Source organism: Ruegeria atlantica (assembly GCF_013032455.1).
Lineage (GTDB): Bacteria > Pseudomonadota > Alphaproteobacteria > Rhodobacterales > Rhodobacteraceae > Ruegeria > Ruegeria atlantica_B.
Genome location: NZ_WQCF01000003.1, coordinates 170695 through 195216 on the forward strand (window position 1 = coordinate 170695; position 24522 = coordinate 195216).

Annotated in this window: 21 protein-coding genes; 14 read left to right on the forward strand and 7 right to left on the reverse strand. The window is 57.3% G+C overall.

Annotated features, from left to right (window positions below; all coding sequences use genetic code 11):
* Positions 1-12 precede the first annotated feature (12 nt).
* The 4 genes from hemA (at position 13) to GOW93_RS07730 (ending at position 4429) form a co-directional block, all read left to right on the forward strand.
* Positions 13-1236 (forward strand): 5-aminolevulinate synthase, encoded by a 1224-nt coding sequence (hemA, locus tag GOW93_RS07715; protein ID WP_170382833.1) that lies wholly within the window; start codon positions 13-15, stop codon positions 1234-1236.
* A gap of 128 nt (positions 1237-1364) precedes the next feature.
* Positions 1365-2576 (forward strand): helix-turn-helix domain-containing protein, encoded by a 1212-nt coding sequence (locus GOW93_RS07720; RefSeq protein WP_170382835.1) that lies wholly within the window; start codon positions 1365-1367, stop codon positions 2574-2576.
* Between the two features lie 71 nt (positions 2577-2647).
* Positions 2648-3769, forward strand: coding sequence for a flavodoxin-dependent (E)-4-hydroxy-3-methylbut-2-enyl-diphosphate synthase (gene ispG / locus GOW93_RS07725; protein ID WP_170382837.1), 1122 nt, complete (start codon positions 2648-2650; stop codon positions 3767-3769).
* 219 nt (positions 3770-3988) lie between these two features.
* The gene (locus GOW93_RS07730) at positions 3989-4429 is read left to right on the forward strand and encodes a hypothetical protein (RefSeq protein ID WP_170382839.1); all 441 of its coding nucleotides are present in this window, start codon (positions 3989-3991) and stop codon (positions 4427-4429) included.
* A 35-nt stretch (positions 4430-4464) separates the two neighbouring features.
* On the opposite strand, the gene GOW93_RS07735 is transcribed toward GOW93_RS07730, so the two are convergent.
* Positions 4465-5223 carry a DsbA family protein gene (locus GOW93_RS07735; protein WP_170382841.1) on the reverse strand — a complete coding sequence of 253 codons (759 nt, stop codon included), beginning with the start codon at positions 5221-5223 and terminating at the stop codon, positions 4465-4467.
* Positions 5220-6602 (reverse strand): M48 family metalloprotease, encoded by a 1383-nt coding sequence (locus GOW93_RS07740; protein WP_170382843.1) that lies wholly within the window; start codon positions 6600-6602, stop codon positions 5220-5222. The genes GOW93_RS07735 and GOW93_RS07740 overlap by 4 nt, the downstream gene beginning before the upstream one ends.
* On the opposite strand from GOW93_RS07740, the gene GOW93_RS07745 reads away from it, so the two are divergent.
* The 7 genes from GOW93_RS07745 to GOW93_RS07775 all read left to right on the forward strand — a co-directional run bounded on the left by GOW93_RS07745 (position 6601) and on the right by GOW93_RS07775 (position 15867).
* Entirely contained in the window at positions 6601-7794 is a 1194-nt protein-coding gene (locus GOW93_RS07745) for a pyridoxal phosphate-dependent aminotransferase (RefSeq protein WP_170382844.1), read from the forward strand. The two genes, GOW93_RS07740 and GOW93_RS07745, sit on opposite strands and share 2 nt — an antisense overlap.
* A 36-nt stretch (positions 7795-7830) precedes the next feature.
* The gene (locus tag GOW93_RS07750; protein ID WP_170382846.1) at positions 7831-9051 is read left to right on the forward strand and encodes an N-acetylmuramoyl-L-alanine amidase; all 1221 of its coding nucleotides are present in this window, start codon (positions 7831-7833) and stop codon (positions 9049-9051) included.
* A gap of 95 nt (positions 9052-9146) precedes the next feature.
* Positions 9147-11633 carry a penicillin-binding protein 1A gene (locus tag GOW93_RS07755; RefSeq protein WP_170382848.1) on the forward strand — a complete coding sequence of 829 codons (2487 nt, stop codon included), beginning with the start codon at positions 9147-9149 and terminating at the stop codon, positions 11631-11633.
* 90 nt (positions 11634-11723) lie between these two features.
* A complete protein-coding gene (gene prfB / locus GOW93_RS07760) occupies positions 11724-12851 on the forward strand; it encodes a peptide chain release factor 2 (protein WP_170382850.1) in 1128 nt (375 codons plus the stop codon).
* A gap of 24 nt (positions 12852-12875) precedes the next feature.
* Positions 12876-13550 (forward strand): M50 family metallopeptidase, encoded by a 675-nt coding sequence (locus GOW93_RS07765; protein ID WP_170382852.1) that lies wholly within the window; start codon positions 12876-12878, stop codon positions 13548-13550.
* A 105-nt stretch (positions 13551-13655) separates the two neighbouring features.
* Positions 13656-15050 (forward strand): amidase, encoded by a 1395-nt coding sequence (locus GOW93_RS07770; RefSeq protein ID WP_170382854.1) that lies wholly within the window; start codon positions 13656-13658, stop codon positions 15048-15050.
* Positions 15051-15078: 28 nt separating this feature from the next.
* A complete protein-coding gene (locus GOW93_RS07775; protein ID WP_170382856.1) occupies positions 15079-15867 on the forward strand; it encodes a DUF2189 domain-containing protein in 789 nt (262 codons plus the stop codon).
* On the opposite strand, the gene GOW93_RS07780 is transcribed toward GOW93_RS07775, so the two are convergent.
* The 3 genes from GOW93_RS07780 to GOW93_RS07790 all read right to left on the reverse strand — a co-directional run bounded on the left by GOW93_RS07780 (position 15864) and on the right by GOW93_RS07790 (position 19285).
* On the reverse strand, positions 15864-16616 hold the full coding sequence (locus GOW93_RS07780; protein WP_254443490.1) for a helix-turn-helix domain-containing protein: 753 nt from the start codon (positions 16614-16616) through the stop codon (positions 15864-15866). The genes GOW93_RS07775 and GOW93_RS07780 overlap by 4 nt on opposite strands.
* A 296-nt stretch (positions 16617-16912) precedes the next feature.
* The gene (gene ilvN / locus GOW93_RS07785; protein WP_170382858.1) at positions 16913-17473 is read right to left on the reverse strand and encodes an acetolactate synthase small subunit; all 561 of its coding nucleotides are present in this window, start codon (positions 17471-17473) and stop codon (positions 16913-16915) included.
* A 60-nt stretch (positions 17474-17533) separates the two neighbouring features.
* On the reverse strand, positions 17534-19285 hold the full coding sequence (locus tag GOW93_RS07790) for an acetolactate synthase 3 large subunit (protein WP_170382860.1): 1752 nt from the start codon (positions 19283-19285) through the stop codon (positions 17534-17536).
* A gap of 422 nt (positions 19286-19707) precedes the next feature.
* Here GOW93_RS07790 and GOW93_RS07795 point away from each other — a divergent pair, with 422 nt between their 5' ends.
* Entirely contained in the window at positions 19708-20553 is an 846-nt protein-coding gene (locus GOW93_RS07795; RefSeq protein ID WP_170382862.1) for a HalD/BesD family halogenase, read from the forward strand.
* Positions 20554-20598: 45 nt separating this feature from the next.
* Positions 20599-20982: a bleomycin resistance protein gene (locus GOW93_RS07800; protein WP_170382864.1), complete on the forward strand. Its 384-nt coding sequence runs from the start codon at positions 20599-20601 to the stop codon at positions 20980-20982.
* Positions 20983-21061: 79 nt separating this feature from the next.
* Here the strand turns inward: GOW93_RS07800 and GOW93_RS07805 are convergent, their stop codons facing one another.
* Both GOW93_RS07805 and GOW93_RS07810 read right to left on the reverse strand, forming a co-directional pair.
* Positions 21062-21700, reverse strand: coding sequence for a response regulator transcription factor (locus tag GOW93_RS07805; protein WP_170382866.1), 639 nt, complete (start codon positions 21698-21700; stop codon positions 21062-21064).
* A complete protein-coding gene (locus GOW93_RS07810) occupies positions 21697-23127 on the reverse strand; it encodes a cache domain-containing protein (RefSeq protein WP_170382868.1) in 1431 nt (476 codons plus the stop codon). The genes GOW93_RS07805 and GOW93_RS07810 overlap by 4 nt, the downstream gene beginning before the upstream one ends.
* A 249-nt stretch (positions 23128-23376) precedes the next feature.
* On the opposite strand from GOW93_RS07810, the gene GOW93_RS07815 reads away from it, so the two are divergent.
* Positions 23377-24459, forward strand: coding sequence for a TRAP transporter substrate-binding protein (locus GOW93_RS07815; protein WP_170382870.1), 1083 nt, complete (start codon positions 23377-23379; stop codon positions 24457-24459).
* The last annotated feature ends 63 nt before the right edge of the window (positions 24460-24522 follow it).

Below are 24522 nucleotides of genomic sequence, written 5' to 3' on the forward strand. Positions count from 1 at the left end.
AAGGAGACACCGGTGGACTATACTGCTCAGCTCGATACAGCGATTGCCAGGCTGCATGATGAAGGACGTTACCGGACCTTCATAGACATCGAACGCCGCAATGGCCATTTCCCGCATGCTGTGCGGACGCGCCCTGACGGGTCGCAGCAGAACATCACGGTGTGGTGTGGCAATGACTATCTGGGCATGGGGCAAAATCCGGTTGTTCTGGATGCGATGCACGATGCCGTAGATGCAACCGGTGCTGGCTCAGGCGGTACGCGGAATATCTCGGGCACCACGGTCTATCACAAAAGGCTTGAGGCTGAACTGGCTGATTTGCATGGCAAAGAGGCCGCGCTGCTGTTCACCAGCGCCTATATTGCGAATGACGCAACATTGAGCACGCTGCCCAAGCTGTTCCCCGGTCTGATTATTTATTCCGATGCATTGAATCACGCCTCGATGATCGAAGGTGTTCGTCGCAACGGTGGCGCCAAGCGCATCTTCCGCCACAACGATCTGGACCATCTGCGCGAGTTGCTCGAGGCCGATGATCCGAACGCTCCTAAACTGATCGCTTTCGAGTCGGTCTATTCGATGGATGGGGATTTCGGCCCTATAGAAGCGATTTGTGATCTCGCTGACGAATTTGGCGCTCTGACCTATATCGACGAAGTGCACGCCGTTGGTATGTACGGCCCGCGAGGTGGGGGCGTCACAGAGCGGGACAACCTGGCGCATCGTATCGACATCATCAACGGCACTCTGGCCAAGGCTTACGGTGTGATGGGCGGTTATATCGCGGCAAGCGAGAAAATGTGTGATGCCGTGCGCTCTTATGCGCCGGGGTTCATCTTTACCACGTCGTTGCCGCCTGCGGTCGCGGCGGGGGCAGCTGCCTCTGTTGCCCACCTCAAAACGGCACCGGAATTGCGCGAACAGCATCAAACCCAAGCCAAGATACTCAAGCTTCGGTTGAAAGGGTTGGGTCTACCTTTGATCGACCACGGCAGTCACATCGTGCCAGTGATCGTTGGCAATCCGGTGCACACCAAGATCCTAAGCGATCGACTGCTGGAGGACTTTGGAATTTATGTACAGCCGATCAATTTCCCGACCGTTCCACGCGGAACCGAGCGTTTGCGCTTTACGCCGTCGCCAGTACATGGACCTGATGAAATGAACCGTCTGGTGCAGGCGATGGACGAACTTTGGTCACATTGTGCGCTAAATCGCGCCGAACTTGCGGGTTAACCTCACGCCTAAGTGTGCATCGTGTTTGCTATGTGCTAAGCTTAAGCTAACAAAATCAACGGACGAATCGTTAATGGGGCGATTCGCCGTTAGCGTGAAACACGCGCAGGCAGAATGGGGCAGCAGGGATGATTGGGCGCAGATCTCAGCGCGATTCCAAGGGCGATACCGACGTTAGACCTAAGGGTTATGACGATTATGAGGTACGTCTTGGCGACATGATGCGCGGTGAACGTGCCACCATGGGCAAGTCACTTTTAGATGTACAGCGCGAGCTGCGGATCAAAGCCAATTACATCGCTGCCATCGAAGATGCCGATCCAGACGCATTCGACACACCCGGCTTTATTGCCGGGTATGTGCGTTCTTATGCTCGCTATCTGGGAATGAACCCGGATGAGACCTTTGTTGCATTCTGCAAGGAAAGCGGATTTGAGGTCGCGCATGGTATGTCCGCCGAAGCGTCGGTCGTGCGGAAACCTTCGGGCGATTTGCCGGCTCGCGGGCCAATGGGACGCGATCCGTTTATCTCGCCTAACACCCCTTACATTCCGGGTAAGCAATCCATCGTCAGCCAGATTGAACCGCGGGCTATTGGGTCATCGCTGGTGCTAATTGCAGTCATCTGCGGAATTGGATACGGCGGTTGGTCAGTTCTTAACAAGATTCAGCAAGTGCAGGTCAGCCCGGTTGAACAGGCGCCGGTGGTTCTGGCTGATCTTGATCCTTTGGATGCGGCGCGCGCTAGTGTCGACACCGATGTAGCTGTTGCAGATACACCCAGTGCCGAGGCGCTTGACCGCCTGTACCGCCCGCAGGCGCTGGACGTTCCGGTTCTAGTCGCACGCGACGCGCCAATTTCCACACTCGATCCACGCAAGGTTGGCACCTTCCTTCCAGAGGAACCGCCAAAGATTGAAGTGGCCGAAGTTCACACTGTTGAGCGCCCGGCTTTGCCACAAGTGGTCGAGCAGATTGATACAACGCTCAAGATTGTCGCGGTTGATCCTGCCTGGATGCGGGTTACGGCCGCTGATGGCAGTGTGATTTTCGAAGGCACGCTTGGCACGGTCGAGCAGGGCAGTGTGTTTGAGGTGCCTCTGACCGAAGAACCGCCATTGCTTCGCGCCGGTGCTGCGGGGTCGGTCTTTTTCTCGATGAACGGAGAGCATTTCGGGCCTGTTGGTACGCCAGGGACCGTAGCAAAGGGCGTGGTCCTGTCTAAGGATGCCGTTGCAGAGGCCTATGCCGTTGCCGATCTTGAGGCCGAACAGAACAGCGCGCTCAAACAATTGGTGGCCGAACTTAAGGCGCAGGTTTCCGAAGAACCCGCCGAGTGATCTAGCCATTGCGATGGTCCACTAGCCGGACTATCTAAAGACGCAACTCAGGTTGCCTTGGATCCGTCCTTATGTCGCTCAATCACGTTCGCCCGTGGCGCAATATCTACCGCCGCAAATCTCGTCAGATCATGGTCGGGGATGTTCCCATCGGGGGTGACGCGCCGATAGCGGTGCAGACCATGACCAACACCCTGACGACCGACGTGGCGGCGACCATGGCGCAGGTACAGGCCGCTGCCGAAGCTGGCGCGGATATCGTGCGCGTTTCGGTCCCGGATGAGGCCTCGTCGAAAGCCTTGAAAGAGATCGTCCGCGAAAGCCCGGTGCCGATCGTTGCCGATATCCACTTTCACTACCGCCGCGGGATCGAGGCCGCCGAGGCCGGTGCCGCCTGTCTGCGGATCAATCCGGGCAATATCGGCGATGAGAAGCGTGTGAAAGAGGTCATCAAGGCCGCGCGCGACCATTCTTGCTCGATCCGGATCGGGGTGAATGCGGGCTCTCTGGAAAAGCACCTGCTTGAGAAATACGGCGAGCCGTGCCCCGAGGCGATGGTCGAAAGCGGGCTGGAGCATATCCGCATTTTGCAGGACAATGATTTCCACGAATTCAAGATCAGTGTGAAGGCCAGCGATGTGTTCCTGTCGGCTGCTGCTTATCAGGGCATTGCCGAGGCCACCGATGCGCCCATACATCTGGGCATTACCGAAGCCGGAGGTCTGGTGTCTGGCACCATCAAATCGGCAATCGGTTTGGGCAACCTGCTGTGGATGGGTATCGGTGACACGATCCGCGTCAGCTTGTCCGCCGACCCGGTTGAGGAGGTCAAGGTTGGTTATGAGATCCTGAAATCTCTGGGCCTGCGCCATCGCGGCGTGAATATCATCTCATGCCCGTCCTGCGCGCGTCAGGGGTTTGATGTGATCAAGACGGTGGAAGCGCTGGAGCAGCGCTTGGAACACATCAAAACCCCGATGAGCCTTTCGATCATTGGCTGTGTGGTAAACGGCCCCGGTGAGGCGCTAATGACTGATGTGGGCTTTACTGGCGGAGGCGCAGGTTCGGGCATGGTCTATCTGGCCGGGAAAGCCAGCCACAAAATGTCCAACGATCAGATGGTCGACCATATCGTGGAAGAGGTCGAGAAGAAGGCGGCTGAATTGGACGCTGCGGCTGAAGCTGCCGAGTAGGTTTCTGAATTTCACCGCCTGATGCCATGTTCTGGCCTGAATTGCCGTTTTTATTAGCGGCAAAGAAACGAATTTCAGGACAAGAGCACATTGAAACTCAACGCGATTTACGCGGGGCTGCTGGCTACCGCATTGGCCGCATGCAGCAGCCCTTCGAGCGACTTCGATAGAGGACCTAGCTTTATTAATGTCCCGGTTCCGCCGACGCAGGGAACGCAGATGGGGTATTTGTCCGTCGACGTGTCAGGGTTAAACGATAATGGCACCACAACGCACGCCGATGTTCGGATCAGCTCGGGCGGCAGGGGGAAACCAAAAGGAACCCTTACACCTGTCATGACGGTTGATCCGCAGCTGGCGTCTCGGGTCGCTTTGTCATTGCGGGACGGTCGGGACTCGAGGGCTGCATTTGCGTTTGCACAACAGATCGCACGCGCGACCTATTGCCCGTCTGGCCCGATCCCCGAGAACACTGGAATCCGCAAGTACACTAACCCTCAGGATTTACAGGCGATTCTGGCAGAGAGCCAGCGGCAGGGGCGCGATATCATTCCTGCCGGTATTAAAGGAGAGTCGGTCCCGGCGACTGATTTCAGGACAGACGGTGCCCCAACCTGGGTTGTGTCCATGAAATGCAACGCGCCGTATCCTTACGACTAAATTGAAATAGGGGCGGATGGACCGCCCCAATCCAGTCAACCCTGTTCAGCACGAACTGCATTGGCGATCTGCAACATCTGCTCGGCAGGCAGGAAGCCGCGCAGCATTTCGGTGCCCAGGACAAACGAAGGCGTGCCCGAAATCCGCAGCTTTTGCGCCAGTTGGCGTGTCTGAGCGATTTCTTCCGTGACTTCATCGCTGTCCATCGCCGTGATGATTGTGTCAGTATCCAGCCCCAATCCATCTGAAATCCGGCGCAAAGAGATTTCGTTTGGTTCGCCGCTGAATTCCAGCAGCGCGTCATGCACCTGTTTATAGGCGTCATCGCCGGCCACTTGCTTGGTCGCAACGGCAAAGCGCGAAGACAGGACCGAGGCATCCCCGAGGATCGGGAATTCCTTGATCACCAATCGAATGTTACCATCGGCAGCCAGTAGTTCGGTCACTTCGGGCACCGCACGGCGGCAATAGCCACAGCGGTAATCCATGAATTCAACCAATGTGATGTCACCATCGGGGTTGCCTCCAACCCAGCTAAAGCCATCATCAAAAATTTCGTCGGCATTGGCAGCGACCAGCTCTTGATCCGCGGCGGCCTCGGCAATGGCGTTACGCTGTTCGAGGACGTTAATTGCTTCGATTATCACTTCGGGATTTTCCAGTAGGTATTCCCTTACCTGCGCGCCAAATTCCGCTTTCTCTGCCTCGCTAAGCGCATTCAGATCCAGCGCATGAGCCGGGCCTGTAATCATGGAAAGCCCCAGAAGGGCGGGTGCTGCATGTCTGAGGATCATTTCCGTTTCCTTTTTGATTTATCAGCTCGTTCCGAGGCAATCAGCACATCCTGCGCCCTTTGCCAACCCGGTGAGCCTTCGGGTAACAGCCTGACGGCTCGTTTTGCATGAATACCAGCATCAGCCAAGCGGCCCTGCAAGGCATATCGTTCTGCCGTCACAACCGAGGCCATGCCGTTGTTGCCAGTTTTCGCATATGCGACACCAAGGTCCTGCAGCAGGCGGACGTTTCGGTAATCTCTCTGTCGTGCTTTTTCAAGCGCTTGCAGGGCGTTCTTCGTCTGACCTTGTGCCAGCAGGGCGCGCCCGTACCCTGCAAGGATCAATGCGTCGTTCGGCGCCATTTCAACCGCATTTCCGTACGCAGTTATCGCGTCTTTCACCTGACGGTTCTCTAACAGGATCTGGCCCTTGAGTTCATAATAGAACGGATCGTTCGGGCGGATGGCCAATGCGCCGTCAATCGCTGCGCGTGCATTGGCCAGATCGTGGTTCTGGTGATAGGCTGCAGCCTCGCGCATCAGGCGGACATCCTTTGCGCTTTCCTCTTTGGAGCGCCGCATGGTCCATGTAGGCGATCTGAGAAAAGCCGATAGTTTACCTTTTACCCGAGCAAACCAATAATCCGCATTCGGGTCGGATTTTGACCAGTCGCCATATTCGGCCATAAACGCCTCAGCCGCGCGCAGACGCTCGCGGCTGGTGGGGTGCGAGCGCATATAGGGATCCTGATTGATGGTGCTCAGCAACTCCTGTCCCGCGAATTTCCGGTGCAATGCGACCATTCCCGAAGGTGAAATCCCGGCCCATCTGAGATAGCTGGCCGCACTGCGGTCGGCCGAGGATTCCTCGGCACGGGTATGGCCCAGAAAACTGCGCAGGGCCGCGCTTTGGGTGCCGGCGGCGATCCCGGCAGCAGCTTCGCCGCCGCCTGCAAGCGCGGCGATAAGCGCCAATGCGGTTCCGTATCCTGCGTTTCGGTTCGCCGCCCGCAGATTTTCCACACGTCGGGCCAGATGGCCGTTGGCGATATGCGCGGCCTCGTGGGCGATGACGGCCTGCAGCATCTCGGGGCTTTCAACTGTCAGGATCAGCCCGTAATTCAAGTAGATCGCATTGTAGTCGATAACAAAGGCATTGAACGTGCTGTTGTTGACCACAAAAATTCGCACACGATTGGTGTTCAGCCCTGCGGCACGCAGAACGGGAAAGGCGAGTTCGCGCAGCCCGTATTCGATATCAGGATCCCGGATCAGGCTTTGAGCGGTCGCAGGGACAACACTTGTGAACCATGTTACTGCCACCAGCAACAGGGCCGGGATTGACGCCACCCTGGATAAGCGTTCAAAAGCCATGGTTGCAACATGGGAGATGGGCATGAGAAACTCAACCCGATCCGGGGTCGATCCCTTTATCGTGATGGACGTGATGGAAGCCGCGCGAAAGGCCGAAGAGGCCGGGCGCCACATTATCCACATGGAGGTTGGCCAGCCCGGTACGGGTGCGCCCAAAGGGGCTGTGCAGGCCCTGGCCAAGGCGATGGAACACGCCCCGCTGGGTTATACAGTTGCCCTGGGCCTGCCTCAGCTGCGGCAACGGATCGCACGTCTGTACGGTGAGTGGTATGATGTCGACCTGAACCCTGAACGCGTGGTGATTACCCCCGGATCGTCAGGCGGATTTCTGCTGGCGTTCACGGCGTTGTTCGACAGTGGCGACCGTGTCGGCATCGGCGCGCCGGGCTATCCGTCCTACCGGCAGATTCTGAAAGCCTTGGGTTTGGTGCCAGTCGATTTGCCGACTGCGCCGGAAAACCGCCTGCAGCCCGTGCCAGCAGACTTTGCTAGGTTGGACCTGCAGGGGTTGATGGTTGCATCACCTGCAAACCCGACCGGCACCATGCTGGATCACGTGGCGATGAGTGCGTTGATCGAGGCGGCGCATGGGCAGGGGGCCTCGTTCATCAGCGACGAAATTTACCACGGTCTGGAATACGAGGCCAAAGCAGTTACCGCGCTTGAGCTGACGGATGAGTGTTATGTGATCAACTCATTCTCCAAGTATTTCTCGATGACCGGCTGGCGGGTCGGTTGGATGGTCGTGCCCGACGATCAGGTGCGCGTCGTCGAACGCATTGCCCAGAACATGTTCATCTGCGCCCCTCATGCCAGCCAATTGGCAGCTTTGGCCGCGATGGATTGCGAAGAAGAGTTACAGGCCAATCTGGACGTTTATCGCCGCAATCGCACCCTGATGCTGGACGGTCTGCCCAAGGCCGGGTTCACTAATATCGCGCCGCCGGATGGTGCATTCTACGTTTACGCCGATGTTTCCGATCTGACCGATGACAGCCGTGCCTTTGCGGCCGAAATTCTGGACAAGGCCGGGGTTGCCGTTACACCGGGCCTGGATTTCGACCCTGCCCGCGGACATCACACGCTACGGTTTTCCTACGCGCGGTCATCAGCGGATATCGAGGAGGGTCTGCTGCGCCTGCAGCGTTTCATGGCAGAACGCGGTGCGATCACAACTCCGGCTTCGCCCGTTCACAAAAACACTCAGGTCCGTTAGGTTGTTGGTCAAACGATCTCGGGAAAACTTGAGGCCATGAGCAGGATTCTCTACGCTATCGCGCTGATCTGGGCGCTGACCGGTGCTGCATTCGCGCATGATTTCAGCGCACTAGCACGCGTGTTGTCGGACCAAAGCCGTATCACAGATGACGGCCGCTCCGGCGTGCGGATTGAGCTTGGTCTAAGCCAGGGTGTGCCCTATCGGGTGTTCACGCTGCGCGATCCATATCGTATGGTGCTTGATTTCCAAGAAGTCGATTGGACCGGGTTGGAGGCTGACAGTTTCCTGCAAACCGATCGGATCAGCGGTGTGAAATTTGGGGCCTATGTGCCTGGCTGGTCCCGTATGGTGCTAGAGCTTGGCGCGCCCCTGGCCGTGGCAACGTCAGACCTGAGGGTGAATGAGGTTGATGGGACAGCGCGACTGTCGCTTAGCTTGAGCGGCACAGATTTCGACACCTTTACCGCCAGCGCAGGCGCGCCCCGACAACCGGGTTGGGATTTGCCGGAACCGGCGGTGACACCTGTTAGGCCAAGGAGAGACGGGGCTGGCCCGTTGCTGGTGATGCTGGACCCTGGTCATGGTGGTATCGACCCGGGTGCCGAGGCCGGGGGGACGGATGAAAAAACCCTGATGCTGACTTTCGCCCGCGAACTGCGCGAAGCGCTGCTGCGCGCGGGTGGTTATCAGGTGGTGATGACCCGGGTGGACGACCATTTCGTCAGCCTCGAACGCCGGATTGCGCTTGCCCATCAGGCGGGGGCGGATGTGTTCATCTCGCTGCATGCGGATATTCTGTCTGAGGGTCGGGCACATGGTGCGGCGGTCTATACGCTAGCTGATGACGCCTCGGACGTGGCCAGCCACAAGCTGGCCGAGCGGCACGACAGGGGCGATCTGATCTCGGGCGTAGACCTAAGCGGTGCAGATGATCAGGTGGCCGACGTTCTGCTGGACATTGCGCGGCAGGAAACCAAGCCCCGCACCAATGCTCTGGCGCGGGCGATTGCTGATGGCATGACGCAGCAGGGTGGGCCTATGAACAACCGTCCAATCCGCATGGCATCTTTTTCAGTTCTAAAAGCAGCGGATATTCCGTCAGTTTTGATTGAGCTTGGCTTCTTGTCCAGTTCCAGAGACCTGAAAAACATCAAAAATCCCGAGTGGCGTAAAGGGATGGCGCGCGGCATTCTGAGCGGGCTGGAGAAATGGCGGCAGGAAGATCTGGTCAAACGGTCCCTGATTGGGCAGTGACCCTGCGGCGCAAACCGGCTAATATTGGCCATCGTGTTTTGACCCTGCGCCTGGGCGCCACTATATAGGCGGCAGCGCGAATAAAAGGCAGTAACGTGATCCGTTTCATTCTTTCGTTTTTCGGGGCGATCTTCAGCCTCGTTACCTTGGGTATTTTCATGACTGCGCTGGTGATCGGTGCAGTCTTTTGGATGTACGGGCGCGACTTGCCCAGCCATGAATCGCTGGCGCAATACAAGCCGCCGACGATCAGCCGGATTTATTCCGGTAAGGGGCATTTGATCGACGAGTTCGCCCAAGAGCGACGCTTGTTCACTCCGTCCGAAGAAATTCCCGATCTGGTTAAGCAGGCGTTTATCTCGGCTGAAGACAAGAACTTTTACACCCATCAGGGCTATGACCCGCGCGGGATCATTGCCGCTGGTGTCGAGGCGGTGAAGTCCAAAGGTGAAAACGTCCGAGGTGCCTCCACCATCACCCAGCAGGTGATGAAGAACTTCCTGCTGTCTGGTGATCGGCGCGCAGAACGCAAAATCAAAGAGATCATCCTAGCCACCCGGCTTGAGGATACGTTGGACAAGGAACAGATCCTCGAACTTTACATGAACGAGATCTTCCTGGGTCAGAACTCTTATGGCGTGACCGCTGCGGCGCAGACCTATTTTAATAAGACGCTTCAAGAACTGGAGCCGCACGAAGCCGCCACTTTGGCAGCGATGCCCAAGGCACCGTCAGACTATCACCCGGTTCGCCAAAAAGATCGCTTGCTGGCGCGCCGCAATTACGTGCTGCGCGAGATGCAGCAGAACGGCTATATCGACCAAGCCACTTACGAGGCCGAGGTCAACATGCCGTTGCGCTCGGTCCAGAATGGCGATTTCGAAAGCTTCCGCACCGCACTGCCCCCACGTGACTATTTCACCGATGAAATCCGCCGCCAACTGAGCGAGGATTTCGGCGAGGGTGAGTTCTTTACCGGCGGCTTTACCGTGCGCGCTTCGGTCGATGAGGAAATGCAGGTTGAAGCGGCTAGGGCGCTGCGTACGGCCTTGCAGAAATACGATCGTTCACGCGGTAAATGGCGCGGCACGGGTGAGGTGATTCCCGAGGAAAAACTGGCCGATGAATCCCAGTGGCGCGAAGCGCTGGCGATCATGGAAATCCCCCGCGACGTGGTGCTGCCGACGCAATGGTATCCAGCGGTGGTGCTGAACGTGGCGGATCAATCCCTCACCGTTGGCATCGAAGATGGTCCGGCGAATGGCACCGTTCCGCGCTCGGACATTCAATGGATGCAGGGCAATTTCCAAGACAATTTCAAACGCGGCGATGTCATTTTGGTGATGGCTGGTGAAGAAGGCCAATGGTCCGCCCGTCAGGTGCCCGAAGTGCAGGGCGGCTTTGTTGCTATGGACGTGAACTCGGGCCGTGTTCTGGCGATGCAGGGCGGGTTCTCGTATCAGGATTCGGTTTTCAACCGCGCCACGCAGGCGCAGCGCCAACCGGGTTCGAGCTTTAAACCCTTCGTCTACGCTGCCGCGCTGGACAGTGGTTATAGCCCGGCCACCATCGTTGTGGACGCCCCGATTGAGGTGAACACGCCCCAAGGGTTGTGGCGTCCTAAGAACTCGTCGAACAAATTCTATGGCCCGACGCCGCTGCGTACCGGAATCGAACAGTCGCGGAACCTGATGACGATCCGTCTGGCGCAAGAGGTCACAATGCCGGTTGTCGCGGGCTATGCGGAACACTTCGGCGTCTATGACCGGATGGGTGCCTTCCTGGCGAATTCGTTGGGATCCGAGGAAACGACGCTTTACAAGATGGTAACCGCCTATGCGATGTTCGCCAACGGTGGAGAACGGCTTGAACCAACTCTGGTCGACCGTATTCAGGACCGCTTCGGAAAGACGATCTATCGCCACGACGATCGGCAGTGTCTGGATTGTAACTCGGCCTGGCTGGAGCCGGACGAATCTCCGACCATCGAAACCAACCGCTCGCAGGTCATGGACGCGATTACCGCGTATCAGTTGACCTCAATGATGAAGGGCGTTGTGGACCGGGGTACGGCTTCGGCCCATGTGAACCTGCCGGTACCAACAGCGGGCAAGACCGGTACGACCAACGAATCCAAGGACGCGTGGTTCATCGGCTTTACGTCAAATATCGTGGCGGGTTGCTATATTGGTTATGATCGCCCGCGTCCGATGGGGCGAGGGGCTTACGGTGGCACCATGTGCGGCCCGGTCTTCCAGAGTTTCATGGAAAAAGCCGTCGAGAAATATGGCGGTGGTCCGTTTGAGGTGCCCGAGGGAGGCCACTTTATCAAGATCGACCGCTTTAGCGGCGCGCGCCTTCCTGCGGATGCGACCGGCGACTATGTCGTGGCCGAATACTTCCGCGATGGTGTCGATGGCTTTATCGACCGCGTCTATGACGGGGGCTTTGCCATGGGATCAGACCTACCGCTGTTTGAAGAGGCCAGCTCGGGCCGTCAGGTGACAACCTCGACCGGCGACACCATCACTGTTGGCCCCAATGCCAGCCAGGGTGATCTACAGGGCGGCGGCCTTTACTGACAACTGATATGTTTCGGGGCTTCGCTGTCTTGTGGTGCCCCGAACCTCTTGCTATCACGCAGGCCTGATTGAGCAAGTTGGGACAAGACCATGCGCGCCGAAACCCAGAATACCGTGGCGGAAATCGAAAAGTCGCTGGAGCTGCTGGCGCAGCGTATGGACTATGAAACCGCCCCTCATCGCCTTGAGGAATTCAACGCGCGTGTCGAGGATCCCAACCTGTGGGACAACCCCGAGAACGCCCAAAAACTGATGCGTGAGCGTCAGATGCTGGTTGACGCGATTGAGACCTACGAGTCCATCAAGACCGATCTGAACGACAATATCGAACTGATCGAACTGGGTGAGATGGAAGAGGATGAAGAGGTCGTCAGCGACGCCGAAGATGCCATCAAAAAGCTGAAATCCAAAGCCGCCAAGAAAGAACTTGAGGCGCTGCTGGATGGCGAGGCCGATGGCAACGACACCTTCCTTGAAATCAACTCGGGCGCGGGTGGTACCGAAAGCTGCGACTGGGCCTCGATGCTGGCGCGGATGTATGTCCGTTGGGCCGAGAAAAAGGGCTATACCGTCGAGCTGCAGTCAGAGACCGCGGGCGAAGAGGCGGGGATCAAATCCGCCGCTTACAAGATTTCCGGTCACAATGCCTATGGCTGGTTGAAATCGGAAAGCGGCGTGCACCGCTTGGTGCGAATCTCACCCTATGACTCGGCGGCCAAGCGGCATACCTCGTTCAGCTCGGTCTGGGTTTATCCCGTGGTTGACGACAATATCGAGATCGAGGTGAACCCCTCGGAAATCCGCATCGACACCTATCGGTCTTCGGGGGCGGGTGGTCAGCACGTGAACACTACGGACTCGGCGGTGCGGATCACGCATATTCCGACCGGGATTGTTGTGACGTCCTCCGAGAAATCGCAGCACCAGAACCGTGACATTGCCATGAAGGCGCTAAAGTCGCGCCTGTACCAGCAAGAGCTGGATCGCCGTAATGCCGACATCAACGCCGCGCATGAGGCTAAGGGCGATGCGGGATGGGGCAACCAGATTCGGTCATACGTGTTGCAGCCCTATCAGATGGTCAAGGATTTGCGTACCAACCACGAGACCTCAGACACCAAAGGGGTGCTGGATGGTGATCTGGATGGCTTCATGGCGGCAACGCTGGCCTTGAACGTGGCGGGCAAAAGCCGGTCCGAGGCGCAGGGTGACAGCTAACTGCAGACCTGCGGGATACACGTGATGAGCATGATCAAAGGCCACTGGCAACTGATCGTGATTGTTACGCTGGTGTTTGCGCTCTGGCATACGCCGGTCGTGCTTCCGCTGAAAATCCTTGTCGTCTTCCTGCACGAGCTTTCGCACGCGATTGTGGTTGTCGTAACTGGCGGATCGGTGGAAAGTTTCTCCATTTCACCACGTCAGGGTGGACTTGTAACTGCCCGAGGAGGCAATCGCTTTCTGAGCCTGTCGGCGGGTTACCTCGGATCATTGGCACTAGGCATGGGGCTCTTGTTTATTGCGCTGCGTACGCATTGGGATCGGGCGTTGCTGGGTGGCTTCGGCGGGGTCATGCTGTTGGTGACCCTACTTTACGTCCGCGAGCCATTTGCGATGCTGTTCTGTGGTATTGTCGGTGCCGGGATGCTCGCCATGGCGTGGTATCTAAGTCGACCGCTATGCGATCTGTTTCTGCGGATCATGGGGCTGACCAGCATGATCTATGTTCCCTATGATATTTTTGACGACACGATCCGCCGTGCGGGCATACGTTCGGATGCGTATATGTTGGCCGAGGAATTCGGTGGCACAACCATGCTGTGGGGTGGTGTGTGGCTTGTCATCAGCCTCTTGTCGATCCTTCTGTGCCTGAAATACTTCCTTGGGCGCGACAGCAACTTGAGCTTTGGCCAGTAAACCTGTTGATCGCCAGTGGCCTTTACCAAAAGATGTATTCAAACAATGGGTTTAAATGGAGAAGTGCCCCGGCTAGGCTGATCCCCGAGGAGGCACGAGCCGGGAATGGATCTGAGCCAAACGACTGCAATCGACTTGTTGAACGCGATCGCCGCAGGGCGGTTGTCAGCTGAAGAGTTGATGCAAGCGACCTTGGAGCGGATAGCTTCTGTCAACGGGTCGGCAAACGCCATCGTTGCCCTACGCGATCCAGATGATCTGCTGGCCGAGGCACGGGCACTGGATGCCGGACCGAACCGGGGGCCTCTGCATGGGCTGCCCATTGCGGTGAAGGATCTGATCAATGTTGCCGGGGTCGTGTCCTCTCAGGGTTCGCCCATTTTTAAGGATCATGTGCCGCAGAACGATGACCTGATTGCCGCGCGGATGCGGGCGGCGGGGGCGATCCTGATCGGCAAGACCAATGTGCCGGAGTTCGGGTTGGGCTCTCATACCTTCAACCCGGTCTATGGGGCGACGCGCAACCCCTATAACTCGGCGCGGACCTGTGGTGGGTCGTCAGGCGGTGCGGCTGTTGCGCTGGCGACTGGGATGGTCGCCTTGGCGGACGGCTCCGACATGATGGGCAGCCTGCGTAATCCGGCAGCCTGGAACAATGTTTATGGGTTTCGGCCAAGTTGGGGACGTGTGCCCTCGGAGCCTGAAGGGGATGGGTTCTTGCATCAATTGTCTACACTTGGACCGATGGCGCGCAGCCCACAGGACATGGGCCTGTTGCTGGATGTGATTTCGGGGCCAGATCCTCGGCAACCTTACGAAGTTGCCAGTCCGGAGGTGTCGCCTGTGCTAGCGGCTGATATGCGTGGAATGCGGATTGGATGGCTGGATGATTGGGGTGGGGCTTACCCTTTTGAGCATGGCATCCGGGATTTGTGCCGCAATGCGTTGTCCGTGTTCGACCAATTGGGGGCTGAGGTTGTCCCCTTACCTCCACCTTTCGAGGCCGAAGAAATTTGGGACAGTTGGATTACCTTAAGGTCTTGGAGCGTTGCGGCAGGTCTGGCCCCGTTGGCCGAACATCGCGCGTCGTTGAAGGATACCGCGCTGTGGGAGTTGGACCGAGGGTTGGCGATGACCGCGATGCAGGTGCACCGGGCCAGTGTTGTTCGGACGGCGTGGTTCAGACGCGCGGCCGAATTGTTGCGCGATTTCGACGCCTTGGTTTTGCCGTCAGCGCAGGTGTGGCCGTTTGAGATAGAAACGCCGTACCCGACAGAGATTGCAGGGAAAAGTATGGATACATACCATCGCTGGATGGAGGTGATGGTGCCGGTCAGCCTGATCGGATTGCCTTGTCTGTCGGTCCCTGTAGGATTTGGTGCAGATGGTCTGCCGATGGGAATGCAACTATTTGGCGCGCGTGGGGCCGATGCTCAAATCCTGTCGATTGGCGAGGCCTATCACTTGGCCACGAGGTGGCCGCAAAAACGACCGGCTTGAACAAGGTCGGCAAGGGAGGAAAGACACTATGGACAAGCCATTTGGTGTTCCAGGCATGGGACCGGTAAATATGGGGATGCTAAGCGAGGCTCTGCGCCGTGCTTGGGCCGACTTTCGCCGAGCGCCTGTATTTGGCCTGCTGTTTGCGGGGTTTTATGTGCTGGCCGGTTGGGCGATTGCATGGGTGACTGTCCAGACGGGCACATCATATTGGCTGGTGCTTGCGGCGATTGGGTTTCCGTTGCTCGGGCCCTTCGCGGCTGTAGGGATGTATGAGGTCTCGCATCGGCTTGAGCAGGGAGAGCCGTTGGATTTCAAGTCGATATTCGGCGTTGTCATACAGCAGGGACGGCGTCAATTACCATCAATCTGTGCAATCATCGTGGTGATGTTTCTATTCTGGTTCTTTCTGGGCCATATGATTTTTGCGTTGTTCATGGGGCTGTCGACCATGACCAATGTATCCACGTCATTAGAGGTTTACATGACCTCCAACGGGTTGACGATGCTGGCGGTGGGAACTGTCGTAGGCGCTGTATTCGCCACGGTATTATATATGATTACGGTGCTTTCGATCCCAATGCTGCTGGATCGAGAATTGGATTTCGTGACCGCCATGATCGCCAGTTTTGGCTATGTCCGCGACCATCTGGTTGTAATGCTAGCGTGGGGTGCCTTCATCGCAATTCTGACTTTTGTGGCCATGATCCCGTGGTTTTTGGGGTTGTTCGTAGTGCTGCCTCTGCTTGGGCACGCAAGTTGGCATCTCTACCGTCTGATCACTCAGGCACCAACGGAGAGCGTAGTTCAGCCTTAGCCAACAGTCTGCGGTGCCGGTCGTTCTGACCGGCGAGCCGTACGCGCAGCGGCCAGAATGGCCGATGGATTTTCGCCCAGATGCCGCAACAAAATCCGACGCGTCGTTGTCGCACTGGCCGTCGTTTTGGACAGGCAGATCGCGACTCCACGCCAGCGGTCGGAGTGGTCTTCGGACCCGCGCGTCACTAGGTAAATCCGGCTGTTTTGAGAGGCCCGGCTGGACATCAGAATATAAATCTGTCGCCCCGCGCAAGCGGCGATGCCTTGAACCTCGCGATCAGTGGGGGCAGCACCCGGCATGCCGGGGCGAGGTTCATATCCTCGGACCAGAGTGCATTGCGGCAATCGGCGTGCGTGGAACAACCGATGCCGAGAAGGCCGAGGTTCGTCCAACTCGGTTTCAGTGGCATAGTAGAAGCCGGCGGGAAACAGGTTCTCGGTCAAGGTTGAGGGGCCGGACCCCAGAAAATCAGTCAGGGCCGAAGCTGCCGGATGTGTTGGCAGGTGGTCGATTTCATCCAATGGTCGCAACAGTATGCGGGCATCGACTTCGAAAAATCGGCATATGCGGTCCAGCACATCAGGGCGGGGAAAGCTTTCTCCACCCAGATATCTGTTAAACTGTGTTCGGTTGACACCGAGTTGGCGACAAAGCTCTGAAACCGAGGAATATTGCTGAGACAGGCGCCTGAGGTTGGCACCGAACATCCTACGCAATTCGTCCGGGTTACGGATGTCTTTGGTCATTGGCGTCCCAGGTTCCAGCAACTCGTTTTGATACACGTATTGTCTTCGACCAATTGGCCGAGACTACGTATCAAACGTATAGATAACACAAACGAGCGCATCCCAACGCCGCGTCGTACCTCAGAGGCTAACGTTCAATGCCACAAACGCAATAGGGTTTATTTTAATTTGCATGATCTTTTCGGCGATATAGTGCCGATGATGATCACATCGACCAAACCCGCCATGAAGATTGAATTCGAATGGTCGAAATTCCCCCACCCTAATCGGCGGTCCGAAGAGGGTGGGGGCGCTAATTACTCTCCGCGCAGCAGGGCAGCTACACCGGTACGGGCCACTTCAACCAGACCAAGCGGACGCATCAGATCGGCGAAGGCGTCGATCTTGTCGGGCGCGCCGGTGATTTCGAAGATGAAGGAGTTCAGGGTGCTGTCCACCACATTAGCACGGAAGATATCGGCCAAACGCAGCGCCTCGACCCGTTTATCGCCTTCGCCAACGACCTTGATGATCGCCAGTTCGCGCTCGACTGCATCGCCTTCGACGGTCAGATCGTGCACATCGTGAACTGTAACGATACGACCCAACTGCGCCTTGATCTGTTCGATCACCTGCGGTGTACCGGTTGTAACGATGGTGATGCGGCTGAGATGGCCGGTATGGTCAACTTCGGCCACGGTCAGGCTTTCGATGTTGTAACCACGACCCGAGAACAGGCCGATTACACGGGCCAGAACGCCGGGCTCGTTTTCAACCAAAACCGCGATCGTGTGCTGTTCCTGCACGTCCGAGAAGGTCGGGCGTAGGTTATAGGCGGAATGGCGTGTAGCGCCTTTTTTGATATGTAGGGCAGACATTTACGTCCCTTTCATCATCCTTGTGGTGTTGGGCGAGCGGCAGCGCCCAACAGTAATTCATCAAACCAGAACCGAACCTTTGGAATCGATCACACCCTGCGTCTCGGCCTCGCCCAGCAACATCTCGTTATGGGCCTTGCCTGACGGGATCATGGGGAAGCAGTTCTCGTGCTTCTCGACCAGACAGTCAAAGATCACTGGGCCGTCATAGTTGATCATCTCCATGATCGCGTCGTCCAGATCGGCGGGGTCGGAACACAGGATGCCCTTGGCCCCAAACGCCTCGGCGAGCTTGACGAAATCGGGCAGGGCCTCGGACCAGCTATGCGAGTAGCGTTCGCCATGCAGCAGCTCTTGCCACTGGCGGACCATGCCCAAGCGCTCGTTGTTCAGAATGAACTGTTTGACGGGCAGGCGGTACTGAACCGCGGTGCCCATTTCCTGCATGTTCATCAGCCACGATGCCTCACCCGCCACGTTGATCACCAGCGCGTCCGGGTGTGCCATCTGCACGCCGACCGAGGCAGGGAAGCCATAGCCCATTGTGCCCAGACCGCCCGAGGTCATCCAGCGATTGGGGTCTTCGAACCCAAGGTATTGCGCGGCCCACATCTGGTGCTGACCAACCTCGGTGGTGATGTAGCGATCGTGGTTTTTGGTCAGCTCTTCAAGGCGTTGCAGTGCGTATTGTGGCTTGATGGTCTTTTCGCTGTTGGTGTAGGCGAGACAGTTGACCTTTCGCCAATCGCTGATCTGCGACTGCCACTGCTTAACAGCCGCCGCATCGGTCTTGCGGCCGCGTGCTTTCCAGACTTTGAGGACATCCTCAAGCACATGGCCGACGTCGCCGACAATCGGGATATCAACGCGGATGACCTTGTTGATCGACGAGGGGTCAATGTCGATATGCGCTTTTTTCGAGTTCGGCGAAAATGCGTCAATCCGGCCTGTGATCCGGTCGTCGAACCGCGCGCCGACATTGATCATCAGGTCGCAGTCATGCATCGCCAGATTGGCCTCGTAGAGACCATGCATCCCCAGCATACCCAACCAGTTCTCACCCGATGCGGGGTAGGCTCCCAGACCCATAAGGGTCGAAGTGATCGGGAACCCCGTCGCATCAACCAGTTCACGCAGCAACTGGCTGGCTGCAGGGCCCGAGTTGATGACGCCGCCGCCGGTGTAGAAAACAGGCTTTTTCGCCGTTTCTATCGCCGCGACCAATTCGGTGATCTCTTCCAGATCGCCCTTCAGAACTGGCTGGTAATGCGAGGTTGACGGTTTCGGTGCGCTGTACTCGCCCGAGGCAAACTGAACGTCCTTCGGGACGTCGATCAGCACCGGACCGGGGCGGCCCGAGATTGCAACGTGGAACGCCTCGTGAATGGTTTCGGCCAATGAGTCGGTGTCCTTCACCAGCCAGTTATGCTTGGTGCAGGGGCGGGTGATACCAACGGTGTCAGCCTCTTGGAACGCATCCGAGCCGATCATAAAAGTCGGAACCTGCCCGGTCAGAACAACGAGCGGGATCGAGTCCAGCAACGCATCCGTCAGGCCGGTCACCGCATTGGTTGCGCCGGGGCCTGATGTCACCAATGCAACGCCGGGCTTGCCTGTTGAACGGGCATACCCTTCGGCTGCGTGGATCGCGCCCTGTTCATGCCGCACCAGAACGTGACGGATATCGTTTTGCAGAAAAATCTCATCATAGATCGGTAGCACGGCGCCGCCGGGGTATCCGAATACCGTGTCCACGCCCTGATCTTTGAGGGCTTGAACTACCATCTTTGCGCCGGTCATCTCACGTGTCATCTGCTTTGCTCCGTTCGCGACATGTGTCTTGCGTTTAGCATAAAAAAAGCCCCCGAGATTTTCGGAGGCGCATGGGTTCGATTATGGTTTACCGTTACCGGCCCATGCGCGTGTTTCCTACGATTACGACTAGCGCTTTCATCGCCAGAGGCTCCTTTTTTGCGTGAAGGGACATTATGAGTGAGGGGAAGGGGCGTCAACAGGCAATTGCACCAATTTTGTAACCTGATGGGTGAATTTTGCGACATTTTATTGCGAGGATTGCCGCAGGCTGGGAATTTTCGCCAAATCCCGCCCGATTAAGGGGTTTGGGTCGGGTCGGATCAGGTCTGAAAGCGTCAAGACGATGTCTAAAATAGACATGAGCGAAGCAGTTCTCTGAGTCACGCTGATCGTACAGGAACAGTTTAGGGAGGCGGAGGATGCTACAGGACTTGGTTGATCTGGGGCGCTACCCGATCGATCGGCCGGGCTCTCGGGCTTATGATCAGATGATTGCGGATCTTAGGCGCGAACTAGATCAGGATGGCTGCGCGGTTTTGCCCGGATTTGTGCATGAAGAGGGGTTGCAGCAGCTGGTGCGCGAAGCGGATGATGTCGCCCCACGGGCGCATCGGTCTTTCAATCGAACAAATGCTTATTTCACCAAGGATGATCCGCGCTTTGGGATCGGTCACCCGATCCGCCGGTTCTATGATCGCTCAAATGCCTTTGTGCCGGCAGATAACTTCCCTGTGTCTGGACCCTTGCGCCGCATCTACGAATATGAATGGTTTATGCCCTTTGTCAGGGATGCACTGAACGAGCCGGAGGATAGGTTCTTTCGCTACGATGATCCTCTGGCTGATGTGATTATCAACGTGGTCGAAGAGGGGCAGGGCTTTCCCTGGCATTTCGACACCAACAATTTCACCGTTACACTGGCGATTCAGAACGGAGATTCTGGGGGAACCTTCGAATATGTGCCGAACCTTCGCACGTCGGATGATGAAAATTTCAAAGCCGTGGCTTCGATTCTGGATGGAAACAGGGCGCGGGTGCGTGAACTGGAACTTCAACCGGGGGACTTGCAGGTATTCAAGGGGCGATACGCGCTGCACAGGGTTGCTCCGGTAACCGGAACGCGCAGCCGGTATGTTGGGATTTTTTCCTTTGTCGAAGCGGAAGGGATGTGCGGCGGTGTCGAGCGGACCCGGCAGCTTTATGGGCGTGTGCTGCCACATCATCATGAGAGGGAAGGGCTGAGAAAGGATCAGTTGCTGGATTGAGTTATGCTAGGCTGACCTTGGGTTATTTGAGGGCTGGAGGCTTTGATGCCGAAGATTTTGCAGCTTACGCCATTTGTTTTGTGCTTTTCCCTGCAGAGACAGATTGATTTTTACTGCGACCGTTTGGGGTTTTCCTGCGGGTTCCGGCAAGACAATTACGCGTTCCTGTCGCTGGGGTCCGTGGCGATCCGGTTGTTGGAGTGCCCGCCGCGTGACGATGGGCGGAAGTTGGGTGAAGAACAATCATTCTATATAGATGTGGATGAGATTGACGACCTGTACGAGGTCCTGCGACCGGAATTGGCGGATTTGCCCGAGGGGCGCGTGCGCCCGCCATTTGACCAGCCCTATCAGCAGCGTGAATTCCATGTCATTGATGAAGACGGAACTCTGGTGTTTTTCGGTCAGGATATCCGCCCGAGTGAGTAGGTGCTCCCGCCTGTTGTCGATGCGCCTGCGGCGCATCTCCGCCAGTTGGGCCAGGCAGCGCTGCGCGCTGCGGGTGCGCCTAGAAGCCAGGGCTAGTACCCTGAAGTACACCGTGCTCCAGCGCGTAGCGGGTCAGGCCAGCGGTTGAAGAGATGCCCAGCTTGCGCTTGATGTTCTTTCGGTGTGTCTCGACGGTGCGAACTGAGATGTCCAAGGTTTGCGCGACTTCTTTGTTGGATTTGCCCTGCGCCAGTTCTAGCAGGATGGTTTGTTCGCGACCTGTCAGCGCTTCGCGTGCCCCGCCTTCTTTGGGTTGCAGCGATCCGCTGGCTCCTGTGCAAAGATATTGCTCGCCGCGCATGACTGCGTCGATGGCCTGTTTGATCTCTTCTGTTGGTACGTCTTTGAGGACATAGCCCTTGGCGCCGTGGCTTAACGCGGTTGAGATATATTCTGGGCTGTCATGCATTGACAGGATCAGAATGCGAGTGTCGGGTGCGCGCTCGAGAATAATCTCTGTCGCGCTAAGCCCACCTAAGCCGGGCATGTTCAAATCCATAAGGATCACATCGGGGAAAACATCAGCGACTCGATCAACCGCCTCTTGACCGGTGCCGAGCGTGCCAACCACCTCAATATCATCGTAGCTTTCCAGGATCGACTGAATCCCTTCGGCCACCATCGGGTGGTCGTCGACTATGAGAACTCGGATGCTCATGTACCGGCCTTTCGGTTCGGAGTTGCGTCTTCCTGCGGCGGAAGCAGGCGGCTGAGTGGCAGGGTGACCTCGATCACTGTGCCGCCGCGCGGGCCGCGTGATGACAGAATGCGAAGCGACCCGTCAAGCTGCTCGATGCGTTCCTGCATGTTGCGCAGCCCGATACCGGTGCCTGCGCCTTGTTCGCGGGGCAGGCCACGACCGTTGTCTGTGATGCGCATGGTCGCGCCCTTTTTGTGACCGCGCAGGTCGATTGTAACACGGGTCGCGTCTGCGTGGCGCTCGATATTCGTCAGAGCCTCTTGCGCAATGCGGTAGAGAGCAATCTTGGCATCCTGGTCCAGCCGGTTGCGGAATACGACCGTCGAGAATTGGGTTTCGATGCCGGTGCGCTCGCGGAAATCGTCGGTCAGCGCCTTGACCGCCGGACCGAGCCCCAGATCGTCCAGCACGCCAGGGCGCAGGTCACGACTGATGCGGCGGACCTCGGTAATGGCTGTGCCGAGGTTGTCGATCCCCTTGTCCAGCGGATCGCGGGCGCCGTCGTCGTCGCCGCGTTCAAGACGCCGTCGAGCGTTGTCCAGCGCATAACGTACGCCAACAAGAATTTGGCTGATCCCGTCATGCAGTTCTCGGGCCACGCGACCGCGTTCTTCTTCCTGTGCATCGAACACGCGCTGTGTCAGCTCTTTCAGCTTGGCATCCGCCAACCGCCGTTCGCGGAAATTCAGCAACATGCCCGAGGCAAAGACGATCAAAACCGCTGCCAGAACGATTGCTCCGATATACCTAAAGGTCCGTTGCACGCGCGCTTCGACCTCGGCGCGGGCGTTGGCGACGGTCGCCACGATGTCGTCAATGAAAACACCCGTGCCGACGGCCCAACGCCAGTCCTGAAGGCCCACGACATAGGCTATCATCTGCGCCTCTTCACCGGTCGAAGGCTTTTGCCACATGAAGCTGTGCCACCCGGCACCTTGACGGGCGAGGCTGATAAACTCATCCACGACCGGAGTGCCATCGCTGTCGGTCAGACCCACCCAGTTGCGGTTGATGAATTCTGTCTGGCGCGGACTTACCAGATTGTTGCCATCGTAGTCATAGACGAAAAAGAACCCGTCTTTTCCATAGATCATGGCAGACAAAATCTGTGTCACTAGATTCTTGGCAACGCCGTCATCCGGAGAGGCACGACCGTAAATATATGCAAACCCGTTCCGGGCCTGAGTGACATAATTCCGTAGTTCTGCTTTCTTGGCTTCGATTAGTCGCTGTTCCAGCGCCTGTATTTCGCGCTCGGCGGTGGCGCGGGATTCGTATGCAACCAGCAACGCAATCGCCGCTACGGCCGCGACCAGCGGGATTGCCGCAACCAGAGACAGTTTCTGTCCGTACGTCAGCGATATCAGATTTCGAATTCCCCTCATGGTCGAATCGATACGCAAGCGCGCGGGAAAATGCAAAATTTTTGGGTATTCGCGTCACAATGCGAGTCGAAATCCGTGAAGTCGAAGGAATTTGGGGCTGTTTTGTCAGCTTTGGATCCGCAAAAACCCGGCTGTCTACGCAGTAGTAGGTATTCACATTCAAAACCGGCTCATTAAGCTGACGCGCACTAATAACGACTGCACCCGGCATCAGTCCGGGTTTTGAATATGAAGGGGAGGAACACTCATATGGATCGTCGTTCATTTCTGAAAACTTCTGCTCTGGGCGGCTCGGCGGCTGCGGCCACCACACTGGCAGCTCCGGCTTATGCGCAGGGCAAGCGTACTTTGACCATGGTCACCTCGTGGGGTCGTGGTCTGGCTGGCGTTTTTGATGCTGCGCAGCGTTGCGCCGACACCATTAGCGAAATGTCGGACGGTAGCCTGACAATCGAAGTAAAGGCATCGGGCGAACTCGTTGGCGCGTTCGAAGTATTTGACGCGGTATCGTCCGGTCAGGCTGATATGTATCACGCGGCTGACTATTACTTTGTCGGCCAGCATCCGGGCTATGCCTTCTTTACCGCCGTTCCGTTCGGTATGACCGCGCAGGAAATGGTAAACTGGTACTACCAGGATGGCGGCATGGAGCTGCATGACGAACTTGGGCAAATCTTCGGCCTGAAGTCCTTCCTGGCCGGTAACACTGGCGCGCAGGCAGGCGGCTGGTACTCGAAAGAGATCAACAGCCCCGAAGACTTCAATGGTCTGAAGTTCCGTATGCCGGGTCTGGGCGGCAAGGCGCTGGGCAAACTGGGCGCATCGGTACAGAACATTCCGGGCTCGGAAGTGTATCAGGCACTGTCGTCCGGCGCGATCGACGGAACCGAGTGGATCGGCCCATGGGCGGACGAAAAGGCTGGTTTCCAGGAAATCACCAAGGTCTACTACACCGCCGGTTTCCACGAGCCTAACGCAGGCCTGTCGCTGGCAACCAACCGTGACGTGTTCGAAAGCCTGACACCTGGTCAGCAGAAGATCATTGAGATCGCAGCAGGCGAAGCGCATCAGTGGAACCTGTCGCAGTTCCTGGCCAACAATGGTGCCGCGCTGCAACGTCTGCAGTCGGGTGGCGTCAAGGTTATGGAATTCCCAGACAGCGTTTGGGATGCGTTCGGCAAGGCCAGCCAGGAAGTGCTGGACGAGAACATGAGCGATGAGCTGTTCAAGAAGATTCACGACAGCGCAGCGGCGTCTTCGGCGTCTTCAGCTGGTTGGTTGGATCTGTCCTCGGGCGTTTACACCGCGCAGCGTAACCGCGTACGCGGCTGATAATTCGCTTCTCGATCAAATGGTTTCCCCGCATTTGTGGGGAAACCTTTCCTGTTGCAAATG

Bases quoted from the DNA above. Each gene is read 5' to 3' on its own strand.
- prfB (WP_170382850.1), top strand. From the start codon at position 11,724: ATGCGCGCCGAAACCCAGAATACCGTGGCGGAAATCGAAAAGTCGCTG.
- GOW93_RS07815 (WP_170382870.1), top strand. From the start codon at position 23,377: ATGGATCGTCGTTCATTTCTGAAAACTTCTGCTCTGGGCGGCTCGGCG.
- GOW93_RS07795 (WP_170382862.1), top strand. From the start codon at position 19,708: ATGCTACAGGACTTGGTTGATCTGGGGCGCTACCCGATCGATCGGCCG.
- GOW93_RS07735 (WP_170382841.1), bottom strand. From the start codon at position 5,223: ATGATCCTCAGACATGCAGCACCCGCCCTTCTGGGGCTTTCCATGATT.
- ilvN (WP_170382858.1), bottom strand. From the start codon at position 17,473: ATGTCTGCCCTACATATCAAAAAAGGCGCTACACGCCATTCCGCCTAT.
- GOW93_RS07790 (WP_170382860.1), bottom strand. From the start codon at position 19,285: ATGACACGTGAGATGACCGGCGCAAAGATGGTAGTTCAAGCCCTCAAA.
- GOW93_RS07745 (WP_170382844.1), top strand. From the start codon at position 6,601: ATGAGAAACTCAACCCGATCCGGGGTCGATCCCTTTATCGTGATGGAC.
- GOW93_RS07805 (WP_170382866.1), bottom strand. From the start codon at position 21,700: ATGAGCATCCGAGTTCTCATAGTCGACGACCACCCGATGGTGGCCGAA.
- GOW93_RS07770 (WP_170382854.1), top strand. From the start codon at position 13,656: ATGGATCTGAGCCAAACGACTGCAATCGACTTGTTGAACGCGATCGCC.
- GOW93_RS07800 (WP_170382864.1), top strand. From the start codon at position 20,599: ATGCCGAAGATTTTGCAGCTTACGCCATTTGTTTTGTGCTTTTCCCTG.
- GOW93_RS07730 (WP_170382839.1), top strand. From the start codon at position 3,989: ATGGGGTATTTGTCCGTCGACGTGTCAGGGTTAAACGATAATGGCACC.
- GOW93_RS07720 (WP_170382835.1), top strand. From the start codon at position 1,365: ATGATTGGGCGCAGATCTCAGCGCGATTCCAAGGGCGATACCGACGTT.
- GOW93_RS07780 (WP_254443490.1), bottom strand. From the start codon at position 16,616: ATGACCAAAGACATCCGTAACCCGGACGAATTGCGTAGGATGTTCGGT.
- ispG (WP_170382837.1), top strand. From the start codon at position 2,648: ATGTCGCTCAATCACGTTCGCCCGTGGCGCAATATCTACCGCCGCAAA.
- GOW93_RS07810 (WP_170382868.1), bottom strand. From the start codon at position 23,127: ATGAGGGGAATTCGAAATCTGATATCGCTGACGTACGGACAGAAACTG.
- GOW93_RS07775 (WP_170382856.1), top strand. From the start codon at position 15,079: ATGGACAAGCCATTTGGTGTTCCAGGCATGGGACCGGTAAATATGGGG.
- GOW93_RS07765 (WP_170382852.1), top strand. From the start codon at position 12,876: ATGAGCATGATCAAAGGCCACTGGCAACTGATCGTGATTGTTACGCTG.
- GOW93_RS07750 (WP_170382846.1), top strand. From the start codon at position 7,831: ATGAGCAGGATTCTCTACGCTATCGCGCTGATCTGGGCGCTGACCGGT.
- GOW93_RS07740 (WP_170382843.1), bottom strand. From the start codon at position 6,602: ATGCCCATCTCCCATGTTGCAACCATGGCTTTTGAACGCTTATCCAGG.